We start from the raw sequence: 22,378 nt of genomic DNA, 5'->3' as shown, positions 1-22,378 counted from the left end.
TTATAGTAAGTCTAAAATGAGCATAAGTCAAATTATTTTTAATGTCTTGTTATTAGTCAGCAGTGAATCTAATGGTTTCCCATTTTTCATTAAATTTCTCGAGGTCTTCACCTACATCAAGCTTAAGTTCACCAGAAGCCATTTCCTCTGCCTTGTACATTGGAACTGTTGTACGGTGTTTTTCTGCTTCGAGGTTTACATAACCTGGGAAACGGAAGTCATCAAGGAACATTGCATAGATTTCTGGTCTGTGAATGAAGTTGATGAACTCGTTGGCGCGTTCGTAATGCTTTGCACCCTTAAGAATAACCATTGAGTCGAGGTACATAGGACCACCTTCTTTTGGAATAAAGAAGTCGATCATATCTTCCTGTTTTTCTTCTGGAACTTCGCCGAATACAACTTCTGCATAACCCTGGCAAACCCAGAAGTCACCTGCAGCAAATGATTTACCAAAACCTTCTGCGTCAAACTTTACAAGATTTGGCTTCCATGAAGCGTTGATAAGGTCTGTAGCAGCCTGAAGTTTTGCATCATCAACTGTGTTTACAGAAAGTCCCTGGAATGCAAGAGCATCACCAATAACTTCACGCATATCATCCATCATAGACATGTGGCCCTTAAGGTCTGTACGTGCAAAAATATTCCATGATTTTTCGTAGTTAGTTACCTTCTGCTTGTTTACGGCAATACCAGCCATACCAAGATAGTAAGGAACCTGCCATTCCATTTCCGGGTCAAAAGTCATAAGCTTTTTGCAGTCAATGTTGATGTATTTTTTGTTTGTGAACTTAGTCTGGTCAATCTTCTGGAGCATCTTCTGATTAATCATGATAGAAGTGTAGTCCTGTGAAGGGAATGTGATGTCGTAACCCTTAGCACCAGCCTTAAGCTTTGCATACATAACTTCGTTTGAATCGAAAGTATCAACTTTTACTTTACAGTTGAATTCTTTTTCAAAAGCTTCGAGAACTGAATCTGGAGTGTAATATGTCCAGTTGTAGAGGTAAAGGGTTCCGTCGTCTTTTTCGTCTCCACATGAAGTGAAACAGAATGAGGCAGCAACGAGTGCCATAATTGCAAGTGCAATCTTTTTCATAAAATGTGTCTCCTTTATGATTATGGATTGCTTCGCTACGCTCGCAATGACGTCATTGCGAGGAGCGCAGCGACGTGGCAATCCATTAATTACTATTAGTGTCCTGCGGCAAAACCTTTAAGTCCCTTACGGCAGATAAAGGCAACAGCACAGGTAAAAATAATCATAATAACTGAAAGTGAGTTTATTACAGGTGAAACGCCAAAGCGAATCATAGAATAAACGTAAAGCGGCAGGGTAGTAGAACCCGGTCCAGAAACAAAGAAGGTGATTACAAAGTCTTCAAGGGACATTGTAATTGCCATAAGGAAGCCCGAAAGAATTCCAGGCATAATTGCAGGTACAACAACCTTAAACATTGTCTGAACTTCAGTTGCTCCAAGGTCGTGTGATGCTTCTACGATAGAGTAATCAAACTCATCAAGACGGGCATTAACCATAAGGAAAACAAATGGAAGACAGAAGGTTGTATGTGCAGCAAATACGGTAAAAAGTCCAAGCGGCATATGAACACCACTAAAGAAGATTACCATAGAAATACCAATGATAACTTCCGGTAAAACCATAGGAAGGTAGGTAAGGGTCTGAATGAACTTCTTACCGCGGAACTTATACCAGTTTACGCCGATAGAAGCCATTGTACCAAGAACTGTAGAAACTACAGCAGAAGAAAAAGCTACCAGAATACTGTTCAAAAGAGCCTGCCAGAGGGCTTTTGAGTTGAAGAAAAGCTCTTTGTACCAGGTAAGGCTTACCTTTGTAAATTCTGCACCTTTGCTTTCATTGAAAGAATAAACAATGATTACAAAGAGAGGCAGGAAGAGGAATATAATTGTAAGCCAGAGAACCAGCTTAGAGAATGAGAATTTATGACCATGACGGCGCCATGCACGTTTTGCGTGGCGTGCATTTTCTGAGCGTGGTCTATTCATGCTGGAGAAGGCGTTATGAAGTAATACACCAAGAGTTCTTGCCATTACTGTACACCTCCAACATAGTTATCTTCTTTTGTGTTCTTTTTCTTGAGCTGTGCTTCCTGAGAGTTAGAACGTGTAATCATCATAATTCCAATTACAGAAATCAGAGTAATTACCATAGAGAAAGCAGCAGCAAGAGGCCAGTTACGGGTCTTCTGAACCTGGTCAACAATGATGTTTCCAAGCATGTAAGAATCCTTTCCACCAACGAGGAGAGGAACCGTATACGCACCGAAAATCGGGATAAATGTAAAAATCAAAGCAGAAATAATACCGCTGCGGATTCCAGGAATCAGAACCTTGAACATAGACTGAGGTTTTGTTGCTCCAAGGTCGCGGGCAGCTTCTAGAAGGGAGAAGTCAAAGCGGTCTACTGCAGTAAAGATTGGAAGAATTGCATACGGAATGTACATGTAAACGCTTACAAGAATTACAGCCTTGGTATTATAGAGGAAAGGCAGATAATCCTTAATAAGATGCAGCTTCATCAAAATCTGATTGAGAATACCGTCGTTGTTCAAAATGCTCATCCAGGCAAAAATGCGGATAAGAGAGTTTGTCCAGAACGGAATGATAATCATAAAAAGGAAGAGAGTCTGATGACGGCTGCGGGCCATTGCATAGGCACTCGGAATCGAAACTAAAATCGTTATTATAGTAGAAATAATAGTGATTTTGAGAGTTCTAAGTAAAATCAGACCATATTCCGGCTTGCACATCTGCTTGTAAGCCTTAAGAGAGAACTTCCATTCAACACCACCGTAAATACCTTTCTTCAGAAAACTGTAGATAAAGATGATTACAAGTGGAGCAACAAAGAAAATAATAAACCAGAGTCCCATCGGCCAGCCGTAGAATAATCCTACACGGCCGTCGCGGGCTGCTTTAGTGAGCTTCTTATCTTTCATTACTTGTTAATGTCCTCAACGATATATGCGTCTTCTGCAGACCAAGAAACATAAACCCTGTCTTTCCACTGAATAACAGGACCGTCATCCATGTAGTCCGTATGCTGCTTGAAAACCTTGATGATTTTACCAGTATCAAGCTTTACATAGAACTTAGACTGGAAGCCCGAATAGATAGGCTCCTCTACGATTCCAGAAAATACGTTTATATCTGTTCGGCCACCAGTTGAAGGCGGTTCAAGAGTAATTCTGATTTTTTCAGGGCGGATAGTGAAGGCAACCTTCTGGCCCTTGTCTGTGTGCTCGTAATCTGTAACCTGCATAAAGCGGTCGAGTGCAGCTTCTGCGGCAGTATCTGTTGCCAATGGAGCCTGCTTTCCGAGTTCCGGTACACTGAGGGTAGCCATAAAATCATCGTTACCGGCAGCGTCCTTATGAGGAACACAGTCAACAACTTCAGCATCAAAGAGGTTAGTTTCTCCAATAAACTGAGCAACAAACTGAGTTGCAGGACTTTCATAAATTTCGTATGGAGTACCAATCTGAAGTACATGTCCTGCGTTCATAACTGCAATGCGGTCAGAAACAGAAAGAGCTTCACTCTGGTCATGAGTTACATAGATAAATGTAATACCAATCTGATCATGGAGGCGGTCCAGGTCAATAAGAAGATTGGCGCGGAGCTTTGCATCCAGGGCAGAAAGAGGCTCATCAAGAAGAAGAACCTTAGGCTCGTTAATGAGGGCGCGGGCAATAGCAACACGCTGCTTCTGTCCACCTGAGAGCTGGTTTGGCTTTTTGTTAATATGCTGATCCAGCTGTACAAGGTGTACGTATTCGCGAACCTTTTTATCAATTTCATCCTTAGGGAGTTTTTTCAGACGCAGAGAGAATGCTACGTTTTCGTAAACTGTCATATGAGGAAAAAGAGCATATGTCTGGAAAACTGTGTTTGAGGCACGCTTGTCCGGTGAAAGAGGAATTACGTTCTTGTCATCAAAAAGAACAACTCCGTCATCTGGAGACTCAAAACCTGCAATTATGCGGAGAAGTGTAGTTTTTCCGCATCCAGAAGGACCAAGAAGAGAGAAGAACTCTCCCGGTTCAATAGTAAAATTGATGTCATCCAGGGCAACAAAATCGCCGAATCTTTTGGATACATGATCAATGGTAACCTGACTTCCTTTCACCAAGCAACCTCGAAAAATAATAATAATTTATAAGTGTAAAATGATACATATATGTGATTATGTCAATAAAAAAATGGAAATTAATTAAATTTTGTTAAGTCTTATTTGTTGCAATAGAAATCTTATTTTTTTATATATCCCACAGGTATATATAAAAAAGAAGCTCTGTGATTTTTTTATAATTATTTAATTAACTGTTAAGTATTTTATGGATGGACTGGGGAAGGGCGCTTGGCTGCCTCGAGGGTTTTTGGCGCTTAGCCATAGAAAACAATTAACATTTTTAGCGTGCTAAAAATGTTAATTGTTAACACAAAAAAACAGCTCGCGAGCAGCCAAGTGTACTTTCCCAGTTCGTCCATAAAATAAAGACTTAAATAATGTTTTAGTATCAAAAAATTAATTGAAAGATTTCAGAAATTGAATTATTCTAATTTATAGAGGTTTATATGGTATCTATTATTCTTGGAATTATTTTTATTGCGTTTACAGTTTTTGCGGTATTGCCAATGGGCCCGCTCGCTTGGGGCGCAGAAGTAATTGCATTTTTGAAAGGCGGCGCACCTGTAATCGCTGCATTTATCGGACTCATCTGCCTTTTCATTGGTGCAGCAGATATTAAAGATAAAAAAGAAGCAAAAAAAGAAGATGCTGCTAAAAACGACCAGCAGTAGTATTGACTCAATCTATTGAAATCTGATAATATACTTTACCCGTTATTGGATTTTTGACTGCTCATCTTAAATCCAATGCAGTTTCAGTTCAGATGCAAGGTTCTGAAGCCGCAGATAAACTTTAATTTTTAGTAAGGTATATCATGGAAACTATTTTCGTTAAAGAATACGAACAGGCTCGCAAATGGTACGTAATTGACGCAGCCGGAAAACCACTTGGACGTGTTGCTGCAAAGGCAGCTTATATTGCACGTGGAAAGAACAAAGCAACTTACACAAAGAATCAGCTTATGGGTGATTTCGTTGTAATCATCAATGCAGAAAAAGCTGTTGTAACTGGCGGTAAGGAACAGAAGAAGATCTATTACCATCACACAGGTTTCGTAGGTGGACTTCGCGCTCACACTTATGAGAAGCTTCTTGAAAAGCACCCAACAGATCCTATGGCAATTGCTGTAGCTGGTATGCTTCCACACGGAAGACTTGGTCGCAAGATGATGGATAACGTAAAGATTTACGCTGGTGCTGAGCATCCACATGCTGCACAGAATCCACAGCCAATTGAACTTTAATACGGGAGTTAGAAAATGGTAAAGAATATTGCTATTGGAACAGGAAGAAGAAAGACTGCTGTAGCCCGCGTTTTTGTTCGCGACGGCTCAGGAAAAATCGTAGTAAATGGTAAAGATGTAAAAGAGTATTTCGTAACTGCAGAACAGATTCAGATTGTTCAGCAGCCACTTCTCGTTACATCAATGAATACAAAGTATGACGTTCTTATCAACGTACAGGGTGGCGGTATGAACGGCCAGGCAGCTGCTTGCTTGCATGGTATTTCACGCGCTCTCGTTCAGATTGATCCAGATGCTCGTACATCTCTCAAGGCTAACGGATACCTCACACGCGATTCACGTATGGTTGAGCGTAAGAAGTACGGACAGAAGGGTGCTCGTCGCCGCTTCCAGTTCTCAAAGCGTTAGTATACGTTTTCTTCGGGCCCGACCCGAAGATCTTCAAAACACGGTCTTTTGGCCGTGTTTTTTTTTGCCCGTTGTCATACTGAACTTGTTTCAGTATCTTAATTATATGATTATCAAATCGATTGCAGAAACATCATACAGCGGAATGTTCAAAGTTGCACCTGAAGAGGGAAGTGCTTTTTATATACGTAAGGAATATCTTCCGGATGGGCTTTTTGAAAGAATCGATGTTGGTGCAGAGTTTGATCAAACTGAAACTGACAGTCTTATGGATGCGGGGCTTACCTGTGCTGTAGAACTCAAGGCTGTTTCATATCTTGCACGTGCTGAACAGAGTCGTTTTGGACTTACACGTAAATTAACTGAAAAAAAGTATGATAAAAAATATGTAGAAGCAGCGCTTACGTACCTTGAGGTTTGCGGTTATTTGAGCGACCAGCGTTATGCAATTGCCTGGCTGAATACAAGAAGTACAAATCATTATGAAGGCCGCAGCCGTTTGTCTGCAGAGCTGGCAGCCCGCGGAATTGCCCGCGATGTGGCAAACCAGGCTCTCAACGAGTTCTTTACAGAACACGACGAAGATGAAATCTGCCGCAAAGCGTATGAGAAATTATCGAAAACAAAATCCGGCGATAAATTAACCGAAGCCATGATGCGGGCCGGATTCTCATTTAAACAGATTAAATCTCTTCTATAAAAATCAGCTGTGCACGGAAATCTCCCCAGTCGCGGCGGATTGGGAGACCTGCGTTTGCCAGAGTTCGGCCGAAAAGTTCCATTGCAGGGAAGTCTTCAGCTTTTTCATCAGGCCAGGTAATGCGGTATTTTGATTCCGGCTTGAGTCCGTTAATCTTAAGGAATCGTGTTTTATAGTTTGGATGATTTAGAACCTGAACGAAAGTTACGAGAGCCTTTGTCTTATCTTTTGAGATGCTTGCCCAGCAGTCGTATTCGTTGTTTTCTCTGTAACTTGCAATTCGGCTGTAGTCCCCATTGCGGATGAGGCTGCTGAACTTTTTGTAGAGAGCGACCTGTCCCGGAATCATAGCACGTTCTTCTGGCGGAAGTTTTGTGATGTCCAGCTCGTAGCCAAAAGTTCCTGAGAGTGCAACATAACCTCGAGTCTTGAACGGAGTTACGCGACCGCAGGCGTGGTTAGGGCAAACGCTGACATGTGCTCCCATTGTAGATAGCGGATAGATGAGGGCAGTTCCTTCCTGAATTGCAAGGCGTTCGATTGCATCTGTGTCGTCGCTGCACCAGATCTGCGGGCTGTAGAAGAACATGCCTGGGTCAAAGCGTGCGCCACCGCCTGAGCAGTTTTCAAGCAGAAGTTTTGGGAACTCGGTGAGTAAGCGTTCCTGCAGACGGTAAACGGCAAGAACATAGCGATGGTAGAACTCGCCGATGCGGTCGGCCGGAAGGTTCACAGAACCGATGTCCGTTAATTGGCGGTTCATATCCCATTTTACATATTCAATGTTTGCGCTTCTTAAAATCTTTGCAAGGCTTTCGTAAGTATAGTCTTCAACTTCTTTTCTTGTGATGTCGAGGACAAGCTGTGCACGGCTCATACCAGGCTCGCGGCCAGGAATCTGAATTGCCCAGTCCGGATGTGCGCGATATAAATCTGAATCTGGAGAAATCATTTCCGGTTCAAACCAGATACCAAATTTCATTCCAAGCTTGTTCACTTCATCAACAAGATGTTTGAGACCACCTTTGATTTTTTCTTCATTTACAATCCAGTCGCCAAGAGAACTGTCGTCGAACGAGCGGTGACCAAACCAGCCGTCGTCCATAACAAGCATTTCAATTCCGTCTTTAGAAGCCTCGCGTGCAATATCAATCAGCTTATCTGTATCGAAATTAAAATAGGTTGCTTCCCAGTTGTTGATGAGGATAGGGCGGTCTGTCTTTTTATATGGAGAGCGGATAAGGTGCTCGCGGTAAAGGTCATGGAAGGTGCGGCTCATTCCGTTAAGACCCGAATCAGAATAAACCAGAACTGCCTGTGGTGTATCAAAAACATCTCCATTTTCAAGCTTCCAGGTAAAGCCTTCCGGATTAATTCCCATCACGGCACGTATATTTTCAAACTGATTTTTCTGAACATCCGCAACAAAGTTTCCGCTGTAGATAAAGTTCATTCCGTAAACTTTGCCGGAATCCCAGTCTGCGTTGTGGTCGAGCAGGGCAACAAAAGGATGTTCCTGATGGCTGGTTTCTCCGCGAATAGAAACTACACCTTGTTTTCCCATATGAACCGGGTGTCGCTCCATGTGGCGTTCGCGGGCCCATGAACCGTGCAGGGTAATCATATCATAATTATCATTATCAAGGTCGAGGGCGAGTGAAAGTGCCTTTTTGATATAGAGAGGTTTTGCACCATTATTTTTGATTCTTACAGAGCGAACGATTGCATCAAGCTTTTCGAAAACTGTGTATACGAGCGTAACTTCAGCTCCAAGAATATCGTCAGTGGCGGTAAGCTCAAGAACAGAGCAGTCTTCTGCTCCGCCAAAAACTGCAGGAAGTCCCGGAAGAGCCTTAGCACCGCCGGTAATTTTATGAGACTTATATTTTAATTCAATTGCGTTGTGTCCTTCGCTGTCGCAAACTGCAAGCGCAGACTCGCGAAAATCTCCAAGTCCTTCGGTAGGAAGTTCCTGAGGAAAGAAGTCTAAGAAAGAACCCTTTTCACGGAAAATCTTATTGTCAGAAAATCCGTATTCTTTGTTGCGGGTCAGATAAGAGACGTCATCATCCCCAATCTTGCTGCCATAATAAGCATGCCCAATATAGCCGCGTTCGTTGATAAAAATACTGTAAGTTGAGTTAGGAGTATCAAGTCTGAATGAGTTAGTTTTTGAATTGAATGAAATCATAAGAACCTCGTTTCAGAATTGTATATTTAATAAAACTGAAAAGCAATAAGAAAAATAACGTATGACTTCCTAAAATTGAAAGGTTAAATCTATATTATATATAGAGTTTTTGCAAATATAGATTGCTTCGCTACGCTCGCAATGACGATTATTTGAGCGCAATGACGTGTAAATGACAAAATAAACTAAAACCTATATAATAGAAGAATGAATCACAAGAGTTTTGTTTTTTTTGACTGTGAATGCGCGAATACTTTTGACGGCGTTGGAAAAATCTGTTCGCTGGGGTATGTTATCTGCGATGATGATCTGAATATTATTGAAAGCGAAGATGTTGTTATGAATCCGGAATGCGATTTTGACTGGTACCTGCTTTCTGGTAAGGGTGACTGCAAGCTTGCGTACTCTAAGGATTATTTCCGCACTAAGCCGAACTACGAGGCTTATTATAAAGATATCAAAAAACTTTTTACTACGGGTAACCGCTATATTGCAGGCTTTGCAGTTAGTAACGATGTTGGTTTTGTAAATGATGCTAATGAGCGTTACGAGTTGCCGTACATTCAGTTCCGCGCTTTTGATCTTGAGCGCTATCTTGAACGTAAATATGAAAAGAAGCAGAAGCTTGTTGAATGGGCTCAGGAATTTGGAGTAAATGTTGTAAAGTATCAGAGTCATAAATCTGAAGATGATGCAATTATGACTATGCTTTGTCTGAAGGCTGAATGCATGAAAACAGGGCAGAGTGTTGAAGAGATTATGACTTCTCCTGAAGGTAAAAAATGCTTTGTTTCAAACGAGCAGATTCTTGAGCAGGCTGCTGAGCGTGCATACCGCCGCGAGATGACAGAAAAAATCAAACGACTTTACGGCAAAAAATCTCCTATGCCTCATTTTAAGACTGTGCTCGGTGAACGCTTTGAACTGGATAATAAAATCCTTCGCGATGTAGATTATGCTTTCGGACTGGTAAAGCAGATTTATGATAATGGCGGCGTAATCGGTGAACATCTTACTGCCAGCGGCTGGGTTGTTTTTGAAAATATGCCTAACCCGGAGCACGTAAAGAAAATTGAAAAGCGCGGTCTTAAAGTAATGCTGTTAAAAGAACTGGCGGAAAAACTAAAGTAGCCTTATAATATTTTAGAGGCTGCATTTCAAGTGAAATTTCAGAGAGACATTTTTACTCATAGACAGAATAATGTTCGTACTCGGCAGGTTTTGCTTGTAACAGCGGCAACTTTACTTAACGTTCTTTTGTCATTTGCGGCTTATAAATTTGGCCTTCCTTTCTTTCTTGATTCTCTTGGAACTATACTTGTTTCTGCTGTAAGCGGAATGCTTTTGCTTGGTATTTTGACGGCAGTTATTACAAGCCTTGTCTGTTCTTTATTTAACCATCTTGCTTTATATCTGGCCTTTAGCAATGCACTGCTTGCAATTTTTACAGTCTGGTTTATTCAAAAATACACTTTTAAGAAATTCCGCAGAAACCTTGTATATGTTTTAATAGCTTCTGTTTACTCTGCAATTGTTATTTCTCTGGTTCATTTTGCAATTTACAAACAGACACAAACTTCTTTAATTACTTATCTTGCGCATTCCTGTTCTTCGGACACTGGCTTACCATATCTTCTTTCATTATCTTTAATTAATTTGATCTTACAGTTTGCAGATAAAAGTATTTCCTGTCTGATAGTTGTAACTATTTTTAGATTTATTCCGAAAGAGAAATTTAATATTTATACTCTTGGTGCCTGGCTTCAGAGACCTCTTACAGAGCAGGAGTTAAATGAAATTAAAAATATGCGCAAGAAGGTTAAACGAACCTTGCGCTCAAGAACCACAAATACTCTTGTAATTACTTCTTTTATGGTAATGTTTCTTACAGGATGGACTGGTTTAAGTATTTATTCAGATAACGAAAAAGCAAAGAAAACAGAAGCTGCCTGGAGTACCGTTAAGACTGCGGCTTCAATTATTGATGTTGATAAAATAGATGATTATTTACTGTATGGAACTGATGCAGAAGGCTACAACGAAACTTCTGAGCTTCTAAACAAAATGTTTAGATGTTCTACAGATATTGCCTATCTTTATGTTGTGAAACCAGAAGGTATAAACGGCAGGTTTATTTTTGATGTAGACACACGATTTATAGATCCGGATGCAGAACCTCCATACGTTCCGGGAGAGCTCGTTCCGTTTGAAGAATCCTTTAAGCCATATTTTAATGATATGCTGGAAGGAAAAGAGATTGGTCCTATTGAAACAGATGATGTATGGGGCTGGCTGCTTACTGTTTATTACCCGGTAAAAGATTCTGACGAAAATATGAGATGCTATGTTGGTGCTGATGTTTCCCTAAAATATATTGCAGACTATACAGTAGTTTTCTTCCTTAAGATTATTTTAACAATGGCAGGATTCTTTATTCTGATTGTTGCCTTTGCGTTATGGAAAACCGGAGTTTATACTTCAATTCCTATCAGTTCAATTTCTTCCTGCCTTGAACGTTTTGCCTTGTCTGGAGAAGACCAGGCAAAGCTTGATGAAAACGTAAAGATTATCCGTTCTCTTGATATTCATACTCAGGATGAGGTTGAAAGACTTTATTCTGCTATCTGTGAAATGACTCTTAAACAGGCCGAGCAGATGCGTGATATCCGTCACCTTTCTGAATCTACACTTAAGATGCAGGACGGACTTATTATCACAATGGCAGATATGGTTGAAAGCCGCGATTCTGATACAGGCGCTCACGTACAGAAAACTTCAGAATACGTAAAGATTATTGTTGAAGGACTTAAAAAGAAAGGCTATTACGCCCAGAAGATTACTCCAAAATTTATGTCTGATGTAGTGCGTTCAGCACCTTTGCACGATGTTGGAAAAATCAATATTCCTGATGGAGTCTTAAATAAGCCTGGAAAATTAACTCCTGAAGAATTTGAAATTATGAAGAAGCATACCATTGCCGGTAAGGTTCTTCTGGAAAATGCTATCAGTACAGTTCAAGGCGAAAACTATCTGAAGGAAGCAAGAAATATGGCTGCCTATCACCATGAAAGATGGGATGGAAAGGGATACCCAGAAGGTTTGCACGGCGAACTGATTCCTCTTTCTGCTCGTATTATGGCTGTTGCCGATGTTTTTGATGCTCTTGTTTCTCCACGAATTTATAAACCTGCCTTTACAATGGAAAAAGCAATTGAGATTTTACAGGAAGGCTCAGGTACTCAGTTTGATGCAAAATGTGTAGAAGTCTTTATAGATGCGCTTCCTGAAGTAAAGGAAATTTTGAATAAATACAGCACGAATGTCTGATTGGGAGTTACAGGTATGTTTGAGTTTATACGAAATCATCAGATGAACATGATGCTCGTTCTTACTGCTATTTGTACAATAATGGCATTTTTGCTTCTTATCACAAGATTTCTTCCAAAGCGAAGAAAGTGGATTCTTATTATTCTTGAATTAATTGCCGCTGGTCTTATTGGCTTTGACCGCCTTACATATATTTATAATGGAGATACTTCTGAGTTTGGCTATGTAATGGCAAGAGTTTCAAACTTTTTTGTATTTTCATTTACAGCCGGAATAGTTCTTATTTTTAACTATTATCTTGAAGATATTCTTTTCAGCTTAAACATCAAAACTATTTTTAAGAGACTGACAATTGTAAGAATTGCGACAATTGTTGAGATTCTTTTAGTTGTAGTAAATCTTTTTACGGGAATGTACTATTCTTTTACAGATGATAATGTATATTTCCGTGGTTCCTTTTTCTTAATCTGTTATATAGTGCCTATTTTCGGCCCGATTATTCAGCTTTCTGTAATTCTGCGATATAGAAAATCTTTCAGTCGTTTTATTTATTATGCGATGATTATCTATATCGTTGTGCCAATCATTGTTGGAATTATTCAGATTTTTACCTATGGTCTTTCAATTGTTAATATGGCAATTGTTTTCTCATCTATCACTATGTACTTCTTTACCTATCTGGACATTAATGATGAGGTTATGAGGGCACATAAGCTTGAGCTGTATGCGTTGAAAGCAGAGCAGAGAATGATGAAAGACCTGTTTGGTCAGACTGCCGAAGCCTTTGCAAAAGCAGTAGAAGCCTGCGATGAAAAGACAAAGGGAATTGCCCGTAAAAATGCGGAGCTTGCAAAAAAGATTGCAGAAGAATGCGGAAAGTCTTTTGAAGAATGTGAAGAAGTTTACTATGCGGCTCTTTTACACAAGGTTGCAAGTGAAGAAATTCTTGCCAGTATAAAAGATTATCCGTACCTCGCTGAAACCTCCCGTTACTGCACCGAACGTTATGATGGAAAAGGCAATAAATCTGATTTGAAGGGGGAAACGCTTCCTGTAATTTCCCGTATAGTTGCTGTTGCAGATGCGTGGTGTTTTTATACCGGTGACAACAAAGAAAATAAAGTGCTTCCGAACGTTGTAATTCGTGAAGAGTTTATTAAAGAAGCCGGTGCAAGATTTGACCCTGTTTTTGCTAAGGTTATGATTCATCTTATGGATGTTCAGACTTTAAGCTATATTTCTGAAAGGGAAGATAAACTTGAAACCGAGATTTCCTGTGGAACTTACCGTGAAAAAGTTTCTCTTGGAATTCCTGTAGAAAACAAAATCTCAAAAATCAGTTTTAAATGCGAAGGGGTAGAAAACGGCAGTGACACACAGTTTAGCGCTCCTTCTCTGGTGATTTTTGATTCTTTTGATAAGCATGTTTACAACACAGAAGAAATGATTGAGTCTTACCGCTATGTTGAATATGGAGAATTGTGGTTTGACGGGCATTCAATCTGTACTAATGCAAGAAATATTGAAGTAAAGGTAACAGATAAAAATGCGAAAAGTTCGGATGGTTTTTATACTATCACCTGTGGAAGATATGAAGACCATATGAAGCTTGAGCTGGAAAGTGAAAGCAAAACTGTAAGCGTTATTGTGGCTCTTTCTGACAGTTCAAAATCTGTTTATATAGGACTTACCGGAGAAAACTGCCGTCTGAGTCAGATTAAGGTTGAACAGACAGGTAAGCAGTATGATAAAAATGATATCCCGCGTATTTCTGATAAGGTGAGTTATATAGAAAGACTTGAAGCTGATGTTCCTAATATCCAGATTAACTCTCCGTGTTCTGTTTATACAAACGGATTTAAGCTCAAGGAAAGCGTGACTCTTGCCTTCCATTCAATGAGTTTTCCTGAATCTTCTTTTGTATGGCATTGTCCTTCAATTGTTTTGTTTTATTCTGAAGATGGAACAGTTGGTGGAAAAGGATACCGTGAATATGCTTTTATAAAACTGGATGGCGAAGAAAACGGTTCAAATGATTTTGCAGAAAATCAAATTATAATGGAAAAGAAAGAAGCCTTCCATGACTGGAACGAATGGAAATCTTTTAACAAGGCTGGTTTTGACTGCGAAATTGAATTACAGAAAAAAGATAATACAGTTATTCTTCATACCGAAAACTATGGAATCTCAATTGAAAATATCACGAAAATAAAGGGTGATAATACTGAAGTCTATGCTGCTCTTACAGGGGATCAGTGTGCACTTACAGATATCCGAATGCGTGAATTTTAGTAATTGCCATTCCTCTTACAATTCAATATTATAGATAGAAACATTATACATAGCTGATTTCCGACGTACCGCGAGGTGCGCTCGCCCGGATGTTCGGGGAAATTGCGGACTTTGGCAAGGTGGTACTTTTATGATTACTCTCAAATTCGGTGGAACGTCGATGGCTAATGCCCGACGTATTCTTGCTTCTGCGGACATTATTATCAACCGCGCAAAAGAAGACAGACTTAGTGTTGTAGTTAGCGCAGCAGCCGGCGTTTCTAACACTCTTCAGGCTGCAATCGATGCATGTATCTCGGGTATCTCCGGGACAAATTACGTAACCGACATTCGAAACACTCACAACGAAATCTGTCTTGAACTTCAGTCAAAGCTTCCAGGTTTTGATGCAGAAAAAACAATGGCTAAGATTGAGCCGAATTTTGGAGAACTCGAAAAACTCCTCGCTGGCTGTGTATCTTTCGGTGAGTGTCCTGACACAGTTCACTGCCGCATTATGGGTATGGGAGAACTTCTCTCAGCTCCTATTATGGAAAATGTTCTTCTTGCAAAAAAGCAGAGCGTAATTTTCCTTGATTCAAGAAAATTTGTTTTCACAACTGGAAATCAGAAAGAGGGTGAAGCTGATTATTCTGCATGTAATGAAGCATGTGCTCCATTCCGTGACGGTGCTTCTCCAACTCAGACAAAGATTCTTTTGTTCCCAGGATTCATCTGTACATGGAGTGGTGGAACTGGAACAAAGCCGGTAATGGGACTTCTCGGCCGTAATGGTTCAGACTTCTCTGCCGCAATTATCGGAGCAAGCCTCCGTGCTAAGCGCGTAGAGTTCTGGACAGACGTAGACGGTGTTTATACAGCAGATCCACGTGTTGTAAAAGACGCTATCCTCGTAGACGATATGTCTTATGAAGAAGCTATGGAACTTTCATTCTTTGGTTCTAAGGTTCTTCATCCAAAAACAATTGCACCTCTTCAGGCAAAGGGAATTGAAGCATGGAGCTTGAACTCTCACAATCCTAGTGCACGTGGTACACGTATTGGTCAGGGACCTTTTGAAAGCCGTAAGGGTAAATCAAGCATCTGTGGTATTTCTTCTTTGAAGCATGTTTCAATGATCAGCGTGGGCGGTTCACTTATGCGCGGCCGCACTGGCATGGCAAGCAAGATTTTCTCTGCTGTATCTTCTGCCGGAAGTTCAATACTTTTGATTACTCAGTCTTCTTCGGAATATACAATTTCTTTCTGTGTTCGCGACAGCGAGGCAGATATCGTAAAAGATGCTCTTGAAGCAAAGTTCGAACTTGAGATCCGCGAAAAGCTGATTGACGCAATTGATGTTCGTAAGGACTGCGCAATTGTTTCAGTTGTCGGCGATGGCATGATTGCTAACCGCGGTGTTGCAGGAAAATTCCTCAACGCTCTTTCAAGCCAGGATATCAATATTCTTGCAATTGCTCAGGGTAGTTCAGAGCGCTGTATTTCTGCAGTTATTGAAAATGAATATGCTGATACTGCTGTTCGTGCCGTTCATCAGTTCTTCTTCCATACTGCTCAGACAATCGAAGTATTTGCTTTCGGTGCCGGAACTATTGGTGGAACAATGATCGATCAGATCCGCGACCAGAGAGAAAAGCTTCTTAAAGAAAATGTTGATATCAAAGTTCTCTGTATTACTACTATTGACGGTATGATTTTGAATGAAGACGGTCTTGACCTCAGTAACTGGCGTGACCAGATGAAAAAGCCGGACTTCCCATTCAACTCAAATCAGAATGTTGATGATATCATTAAGTTTGTTCGTGAAAAGAAGCCTCTTAATCCAGTATTCGTAGACTGTACAGCATCTTATGATTTGCCTGAGCGCTACCTCGACATCTTAAATGCAGGTATGAGCATTGCAACACCAAACAAGCGTGCTAACTCTATGGACATTAAGTTCTATCACGAACTTCGCCGTACAGCAAACAAGATGCACCGCCGCTTCCTTTATGAGACAAACGTTGGTGCCGGACTTCCTATTATTGATACTTTGCAGAACCTTTATAAATCTGGTGATAAGCTTGATCATTTCAACGGAATTATGTCTGGTTCTCTTTCTTATATTTTTGGAAAACTCGACGAAGGTGTTCCTTTCAGCCAGGCTGTTCTTGAAGCAAAAGAGCTGCGCTACACTGAGCCGGACCCACGTGACGACTTGAACGGAATGGACGTTGCCCGCAAGGGACTTATCATTGCCCGCGAATCTGGTTATGACATCGAACTTTCTGATATTCAGATGTTCAAGGTATTTCCAGACAGCTTTGATTCAAGCGGAACTGTTGAAGAGTTCTTAAAGAAGCTTCCTGAAGTTGATGACTACTTTGCAAAGAAGATTGCAGACCTTAAGAAGAAGGGTAAGGTACTCCGTATGGGTGCTACAATCAAAGACGGACAGGTTAGCGTTGGTATGATGGAAGTTGGACAGGATGATCCACTTTATAGCGTAAAAGGTGGAGAAAACGCATTTGTATTCTACACAGAGCGCTATCAGCCAATTCCTTTGACTGTTCGCGGATACGGTGCCGGTGCAGGTGTAACAGCTGCCGGTGTATTCGGTGATATACTTCGTACAGTAAGCTTTAATATGGAGCGTTAGTGTAATATGGAAAAATACGTACTTTCAGTATTAGTAGAAAATAAAACCGGTGTACTCAGCCGTGTTTCTGGATTGTTCAGCCGCCGCGGTTATAACATTGACTCGCTCACAGTTTGTGCAACTAACAAACCTGAGCAGAGCCGTATGACAATTGTTGTTACCGGCGATGAATATATTCTGGATCAGATTCAGAAGCAGCTTGCAAAGCTTGAAGAAGTAATTGCAATTAAAAAGTGCGAAGCTTCTTCTTCTGTTCAGCGTGAAATGTCTTTGATTAAGGTAAAGGCAGAGGCAAACAACCGCGGCACAATTATTGAAACTGCTGATATTTACAAGGCCCGCATTGTTGATGTAAGCCTTGAATCTGTGATTATTGAAATTACTGGAAGTGAAGAGAAGGTGGAAAGCCTTTTACGACTGCTCGAGCCTTATGGAATTCTTGAATATGTACGTACTGGTTTAACTTCACTCGATCGTGGTAGTGGAGTGATGTAGCATGAGCGTCATTGCGAGCGCAGCGAAGCAATCCATTTGATATAGATTGCTTCGTCACTTCGTTCCTCGCAATGACGAATGATTATTTAATTTTAATCCACCTGGATTTCGTAATACATTTAGAGCTGGAACCTAGTTCCTTCTCATTACCCAGCCGGAAGACTTTTAATTGTCTTACCGGCTGTTTTATTTTATTAAGCTTATCTCTTTCAAAGCTTGTAAACTGGCGGCCACTATGCAGGTTAACTAACGTTAGTTTGGAATTATACGCTGCTGTATCGGTTGTGATTGTAACTGGAATAAAGATAGAGTTTTCTGACAGTTCTATATCATCGAGTTCTACTTGTCTAATATTGTATTTACTGAGTTCATTTTTCCTTTCCTGAGCGGAGTCAACGGGAGCGAAATTATCATGTATTTTTATCCATAGCGGTTTTACAGCATACAGAATTCTTCCTTCTTCAAAAAGTTCTGAAATAATTTCTTTCTGAAGCTTTATGAGTTTGAGTTCTTCTGTCGGATGTAAAATTATCACAGCCATACGGGGAGTATAACTTTTTTTGTATATTTGGTATAGTTTTTATATGAAATTACCGGAGCTTACAAAAAAATTAAAGTTAGATAAACTTTCTTCACTTAGTAAATCACAGAAAATCTTAGTTGCTGCAGTTGTAATTTTTCTTATTCTTGATATAGCTGCAGGAATTGTTCTTATAGCAAATAAAAATAAATCAGCAGTACATATTCTAGGTCCAAGAGGTGAAATGACCTCTCTTTATGCACTTGATTCAGCAGCTTCAAAGGGCACTGTAAATAACGAATATGCAAACTTTAAATTTACAAAAGCTCAGAAAGAATATTTTTCGAAGGTATATAAAGATCAGGGCTCAGTTTCATTAACAGTATGCTTTCAGATGATGCCTACAAAAAAACAGAAGGAACTTCTTGCTTCTGATGCAAATGCTGTTTTGCGTTATGGTTTTTTAAGCGGAGATGATTTTACAATTGACGGTAAGTTCATAAAGAAAAAATATCCGGATACAAGACGTATTCAGGTTCAGGCAGATGAAAAGAATGCGCCAACTGTTTTTGATATTTCATTTGCCGTTCAGAAAAATGACAATATTGAAAAATATATTCCAGAAGGATTTTATGTTTATTCAACTCTTCGCTGCAGGGTTCTTGCCGCAATTGTAGTACCTGCAGAAATTGGTTTTGATTTCAGATCTGAAATTCCATTTGCTGGTTTTGCCTGCAACGGCGGAATACTTGATTTTAAGAGTAAGACTTTTGATTTTTCTGGCAGTTCAATGGTATTCCCTGTTCAGAGTAATATGATGCAGTCTATGCCGGAATACAGAGTTATGCTTTCTGAGAATCAGGAAAATAAAACTACAAGAGAACATGCTGTAAGAATTCAGATGAATGTTGGCGGAGAAAAACTTTATCTGAATAATGTAACTGCAGCAAACGAACTCATTATTCCAACAGCTGCTTTGAATACTCCATTCTCACGTGTAGAATTTACAGATAATGCTGAGTGTGTTGAGTCTTTAATTATGCGCGGTACAAAGGCTGCCGGAGCCGAGGTCTTAGAGCCTGTCCGCACCGATCCAGGCCTTATCCTCAACTATAAAACTTCTCAGTGGCGCACCGCCGACTACGAGCTTTACGAATGGGACCGCTTCCCGCAGATTCTTTTCTTTGATACAAGAAACTATGAAGTTCAGGATAAACTTTTCCGACGTCTTGCTTTCTTTGTTGAGAAGCAGGGGTATAAGGGCCGGCTGCTTACTAATGAAGAACTCGGCGATATGCACGGCTACAACGCTCACGATTACAGTGCAGAAAGTATGGCACGCTTTTTCAACAAGGCAACAGAACTGAACTTCCCGTTGAACGAAGAAGAGGAGCTGCTTAAAAGAATTCTCATTCATAATAAACTTCTTGAAAGTGATGGTATGTATGTAAAGGCAAATGAGGGAGGGCTTGTTTCAATTTCCCGCGAGACACCTGGCTGGAGCCGAACAAATCTTCTTGCTCATGAAGGCTGGCATACAATCTTCTTCCGCGATGCAGAATTCCGTAATTTTGTTTCGGCAGTTTATTATACTTTTGATCCGGATTCCCGGGACTTCCTTATTGATTATTTTAAGTCTCAGCCTTCACTTGGATATGATGTTAATGATGAATATCTTATGCATAATGAGTTTATGGCATACATAATGCAGCAGAGACTTTCGGAAGTTGCAAATTATTTTGTGCATCTTGCTAACCGTGGAACTGTAATCAACTATACACCAAACCTTGCAGCCTATGTAAGAAAGACTGAAGGTCGTGGTTTCGAAGACGCCGCAAATGCCCTCAATGATTTTGTATATGACAAATACGGAATTGTGTGCGGAAATATTGCATTGGTAAGCCGGTAGTTTCGACCCTTCGACCAGGCTCAGGGACCGCAGGCTCAACCACCGGCTAGTTTCTTACACGATCATTCTGCGGACTTTGGATCATTTTCTGGAAGTCTGCAGTAAAGGCCTTTACTGCTCCAAGAGTTGTTGGAGGTCCGTGACCCGGCATAAGAATAACATTATCCTGCTGAGAAAAAATCTTCTTTTCAATATTAGATTTTAAGATATATTCAGAATAACTTGAGTTTGTACTTCCAATTTCTCCGGCAGAAAGAATATCACCTGTAAAAAGAATATTACCAATCTGATAAACAACAGAATCAGAAGTGTGTCCTGGAACTGACATATAACGAACAATCATCTTAGCAAGACGAAGAGTTCCGTCTCCAGAAATTACAGTTGTTTCTTCACCAGCAACTTCCCAGTCGGCAGCAAGAATTTTTGGAGAATAAATTTTTCTGAGAGTATGAAGTCCACCGGCATGTGAACCGTGGTTGTGGGTAATCAAAACAGCAACAAGCTTTAGGTGATTATCTTCAATACGTGAAATTATTTCTTCTGTAATTTTACCAGGGTCTATTATGATTGCCTCTGAGGTCTTTTCGTTTACTACGATATAGCAGTTTGAAAAACCGCCGAGGTTCAGATGGAAGTAGACTTTCATACACCGCCTCCATCAACAATTGAATTACCGAAAGCCAAATCTGATTCCCTAGGATTTTTTCCTTCCGGTGTAAAAAGAGCCTCTCGGGTATTAGACATCTTGAACGAAACGTTTGTACGCTTTGAATCATAAAAAAGTGATTTCTTGAGGTTGCAGTTTCTGAATGAAGTGTCTATGAGAGTTGAGGCAATAAAGCGGGAATTGAAAAGGTCTGAATCATCAAAAGAAGACTGATATGCCTTAATTCCATTAAAGTTGCTCTGAATAATATCGCTGGAAGTAAAGAGCGTATGAGTAAAGGTTGCTCCTGAAAAACTTGTAAACAGGGAATTACTTTTAATAAAACTGCAGTCATTGAAAATTGCAAAATCAAAAATACACATTCTGAAAACAAGATTACTTGAACTGATATTATTGAAGGTGCAGTTGATAAAAGTGCAGCCGTAAAATTTTTTATTTGAAAGATCAATATTAGAAAATAAGAGACCTGATACATTCAGCCCGATTATTTTATCGTGTTCTGCAATGTATTTATAAATATCTGCCTTAAATTTTCCGGGGTCAGGAATATGATCCAGACAATAGTTTTTCCCGTCGGTAATATTTCCATCATCATCAAAGGTGGAAATTGCGAGATTGCGGCAGTAATGTACGAGGCACTTATTCTGCGTGAACATAATTTTATTATAGTAGAAAGTGTTAAAAAATGATACTATATATTTATGATTTGCTGGAAATGCCATAAAGAAACTAATATTGTAAAACCAGTGCGTGGGGATGAATGTCCTTTGTGTCATGCTGATTTACATGTCTGCAAGGCATGTGAGTTTTATGAAAGTGGGGCTCATAATGATTGCCGCGAGACTTCCGCAGAATTTGTAAGTGATAAAGAACGCGGAAACTTCTGCGATTATTTCCGTCCTAACCCTAAAATTGCGGCAGGTGGCGGGGACGTTTCCGGTAAATCAAAAGCAGATGCTGCACGCGATGCGTTTAATGCGTTATTTAATTAAGAAGACAAAAAATGACTGACTTTGTATTTATAGATTCTGGCGTGGGTGGTATTCCATATATGATGAAGCTTCTTGAAAAGAAGCCGGATGCTTCCTGCGTATATGTAGCTGATACTGCAAACTTTCCATACGGAGAAAAGACCCACGAGCAGGTAGTAAAATGTGTTACTGACCTTGTTGGAAAAATCATCTCAAAGTTTGCTCCAAAGGTAATTGTTCTTGCCTGTAATACAATGAGCGTAAATGCTCTTGATACTTTACGTACAGATTTTCCTTCGGTGAACTTTGTGGGAACAGTTCCTGCAATTAAGCTTGCGGCAAGTCTTTCTAAAAAACGCCGCATAGGTCTTCTTGCCACAAAGGCTACCTGCGAAAATCCCTATAACATTGAACTCAAAAATAAATTTGCCAGTGACTGCGTCCTTGTTACCCGTGGCGACGGCCAGCTTGTATCCTATATTGAACATAACGCCTTTACCGCCAGTCGAGCTGAATGCCTCAATGCCATTAAGCCTGCAATAGATTTCTTCCGCCAGCAAGATTGTGACGCCGTAATTTTAGGCTGTACCCACTTTTTGAATTTCACAGACGTTTTCAACGAAGCCTGTGCTCCAGACATTAAAGTTGTCGATTCCGTTGATGGTGTTGTACGCCATGCCCTTGAAATCTTGCAGCCCTCTGAAAGTACACAAGAGGTTTCTTTCCCAACCTTATACATCACTGGCAATGCTGATTCAGATGAAAAAAAACAGTACGACACTCTATGTAATAAATTCAATATAAAATTCTCAGGCATCATTTAACTTTGACACAAATGCA

The 22,378-nt window shown here is 40.2% G+C and carries 20 protein-coding genes; 12 read left to right on the top strand and 8 right to left on the bottom strand.

All coding sequences use genetic code 11. The features are described 5' to 3' along the window. Positions 1-52 precede the first annotated feature (52 nt). The 4 genes from BM161_RS05095 to BM161_RS05080 all read right to left on the bottom strand — a co-directional run bounded on the left by BM161_RS05095 (position 53) and on the right by BM161_RS05080 (position 4,174). Positions 53-1,099 carry an extracellular solute-binding protein gene (locus BM161_RS05095; RefSeq protein ID WP_074930931.1) on the bottom strand — a complete coding sequence of 349 codons (1,047 nt, stop codon included), beginning with the start codon at positions 1,097-1,099 and terminating at the stop codon, positions 53-55. A 95-nt stretch (positions 1,100-1,194) separates the two neighbouring features. Next, positions 1,195-2,076, bottom strand: coding sequence for an ABC transporter permease (locus tag BM161_RS05090; protein ID WP_083425680.1), 882 nt, complete (start codon positions 2,074-2,076; stop codon positions 1,195-1,197). Next, complete coding sequence (locus BM161_RS05085; RefSeq protein ID WP_074930930.1) at positions 2,076-2,984, bottom strand: ABC transporter permease; 909 nt, start codon at positions 2,982-2,984, stop codon at positions 2,076-2,078. Before BM161_RS05085 ends, BM161_RS05090 begins: the two co-directional genes overlap by 1 nt. After that, positions 2,984-4,174, bottom strand: coding sequence for an ABC transporter ATP-binding protein (locus tag BM161_RS05080; RefSeq protein WP_074930929.1), 1,191 nt, complete (start codon positions 4,172-4,174; stop codon positions 2,984-2,986). Before BM161_RS05080 ends, BM161_RS05085 begins: the two co-directional genes overlap by 1 nt. 449 nt (positions 4,175-4,623) lie before the next feature. Here BM161_RS05080 and BM161_RS05075 point away from each other — a divergent pair, with 449 nt between their 5' ends. From BM161_RS05075 to BM161_RS05060, 4 genes are all read left to right on the top strand, one after another. After that, a complete protein-coding gene (locus BM161_RS05075; protein ID WP_074930928.1) occupies positions 4,624-4,848 on the top strand; it encodes a hypothetical protein in 225 nt (74 codons plus the stop codon). 143 nt (positions 4,849-4,991) lie between these two features. Further along, positions 4,992-5,420, top strand: coding sequence for a 50S ribosomal protein L13 (rplM, locus tag BM161_RS05070; protein WP_074644727.1), 429 nt, complete (start codon positions 4,992-4,994; stop codon positions 5,418-5,420). Positions 5,421-5,435: 15 nt separating this feature from the next. After that, on the top strand, positions 5,436-5,828 hold the full coding sequence (gene rpsI, locus BM161_RS05065) for a 30S ribosomal protein S9 (protein WP_074930927.1): 393 nt from the start codon (positions 5,436-5,438) through the stop codon (positions 5,826-5,828). Positions 5,829-5,934: 106 nt separating this feature from the next. After that, positions 5,935-6,528: a regulatory protein RecX gene (locus BM161_RS05060; protein WP_074930926.1), complete on the top strand. Its 594-nt coding sequence runs from the start codon at positions 5,935-5,937 to the stop codon at positions 6,526-6,528. Here BM161_RS05060 and BM161_RS05055 read toward each other — a convergent pair. Next, on the bottom strand, positions 6,512-8,719 hold the full coding sequence (locus BM161_RS05055) for an alpha-galactosidase (protein WP_074930925.1): 2,208 nt from the start codon (positions 8,717-8,719) through the stop codon (positions 6,512-6,514). The genes BM161_RS05060 and BM161_RS05055 overlap by 17 nt on opposite strands. Positions 8,720-8,926: 207 nt before the next feature. Here BM161_RS05055 and BM161_RS05050 point away from each other — a divergent pair, with 207 nt between their 5' ends. The 5 genes from BM161_RS05050 (at position 8,927) to ilvN (ending at position 17,471) form a co-directional block, all read left to right on the top strand. After that, complete coding sequence (locus BM161_RS05050) at positions 8,927-9,850, top strand: 3'-5' exonuclease (RefSeq protein ID WP_074930924.1); 924 nt, start codon at positions 8,927-8,929, stop codon at positions 9,848-9,850. Between the two features lie 30 nt (positions 9,851-9,880). Further along, on the top strand, positions 9,881-12,046 hold the full coding sequence (locus BM161_RS05045; protein WP_074930923.1) for an HD domain-containing phosphohydrolase: 2,166 nt from the start codon (positions 9,881-9,883) through the stop codon (positions 12,044-12,046). Between the two features lie 15 nt (positions 12,047-12,061). Continuing rightward, positions 12,062-14,338 (top strand): HD-GYP domain-containing protein, encoded by a 2,277-nt coding sequence (locus BM161_RS05040; protein ID WP_074930922.1) that lies wholly within the window; start codon positions 12,062-12,064, stop codon positions 14,336-14,338. Between the two features lie 130 nt (positions 14,339-14,468). Next, positions 14,469-16,976 (top strand): bifunctional aspartate kinase/homoserine dehydrogenase I, encoded by a 2,508-nt coding sequence (gene thrA, locus BM161_RS05035; RefSeq protein ID WP_074930921.1) that lies wholly within the window; start codon positions 14,469-14,471, stop codon positions 16,974-16,976. Positions 16,977-16,982: 6 nt separating this feature from the next. After that, positions 16,983-17,471 carry an acetolactate synthase small subunit gene (ilvN, locus tag BM161_RS05030; protein WP_074930920.1) on the top strand — a complete coding sequence of 163 codons (489 nt, stop codon included), beginning with the start codon at positions 16,983-16,985 and terminating at the stop codon, positions 17,469-17,471. Between the two features lie 82 nt (positions 17,472-17,553). Here ilvN and BM161_RS05025 read toward each other — a convergent pair whose 3' ends face one another. Beyond that, on the bottom strand, positions 17,554-18,012 hold the full coding sequence (locus BM161_RS05025; RefSeq protein WP_074930919.1) for a hypothetical protein: 459 nt from the start codon (positions 18,010-18,012) through the stop codon (positions 17,554-17,556). A gap of 43 nt (positions 18,013-18,055) precedes the next feature. Here BM161_RS05025 and BM161_RS05020 point away from each other — a divergent pair, with 43 nt between their 5' ends. Further along, positions 18,056-19,900 carry a hypothetical protein gene (locus BM161_RS05020; protein ID WP_074930918.1) on the top strand — a complete coding sequence of 615 codons (1,845 nt, stop codon included), beginning with the start codon at positions 18,056-18,058 and terminating at the stop codon, positions 19,898-19,900. Positions 19,901-19,946: 46 nt separating this feature from the next. On the opposite strand, the gene BM161_RS05015 is transcribed toward BM161_RS05020, so the two are convergent. Further along, positions 19,947-20,546, bottom strand: a complete 600-nt coding sequence (locus BM161_RS05015) for an MBL fold metallo-hydrolase (RefSeq protein WP_074930917.1) — start codon at positions 20,544-20,546, stop codon at positions 19,947-19,949. Then, complete coding sequence (locus BM161_RS05010; protein WP_074931111.1) at positions 20,543-21,223, bottom strand: pentapeptide repeat-containing protein; 681 nt, start codon at positions 21,221-21,223, stop codon at positions 20,543-20,545. Before BM161_RS05010 ends, BM161_RS05015 begins: the two co-directional genes overlap by 4 nt. A 45-nt stretch (positions 21,224-21,268) precedes the next feature. On the opposite strand from BM161_RS05010, the gene BM161_RS05005 reads away from it, so the two are divergent. Then, on the top strand, positions 21,269-21,559 hold the full coding sequence (locus BM161_RS05005; RefSeq protein WP_074930916.1) for a hypothetical protein: 291 nt from the start codon (positions 21,269-21,271) through the stop codon (positions 21,557-21,559). Positions 21,560-21,570: 11 nt separating this feature from the next. After that, a complete protein-coding gene (murI, locus tag BM161_RS05000; protein ID WP_074930915.1) occupies positions 21,571-22,362 on the top strand; it encodes a glutamate racemase in 792 nt (263 codons plus the stop codon). Positions 22,363-22,378: the final 16 nt, after the last annotated feature.

Origin of the sequence: Treponema bryantii (assembly GCF_900113965.1) — a bacterium.
GTDB lineage: Bacteria > Spirochaetota > Spirochaetia > Treponematales > Treponemataceae > Treponema_D > Treponema_D bryantii_A.
The sequence above is the reverse complement of the archived record's forward strand: the minus strand, read 5'-3'. Positions and strand labels throughout refer to the sequence as shown.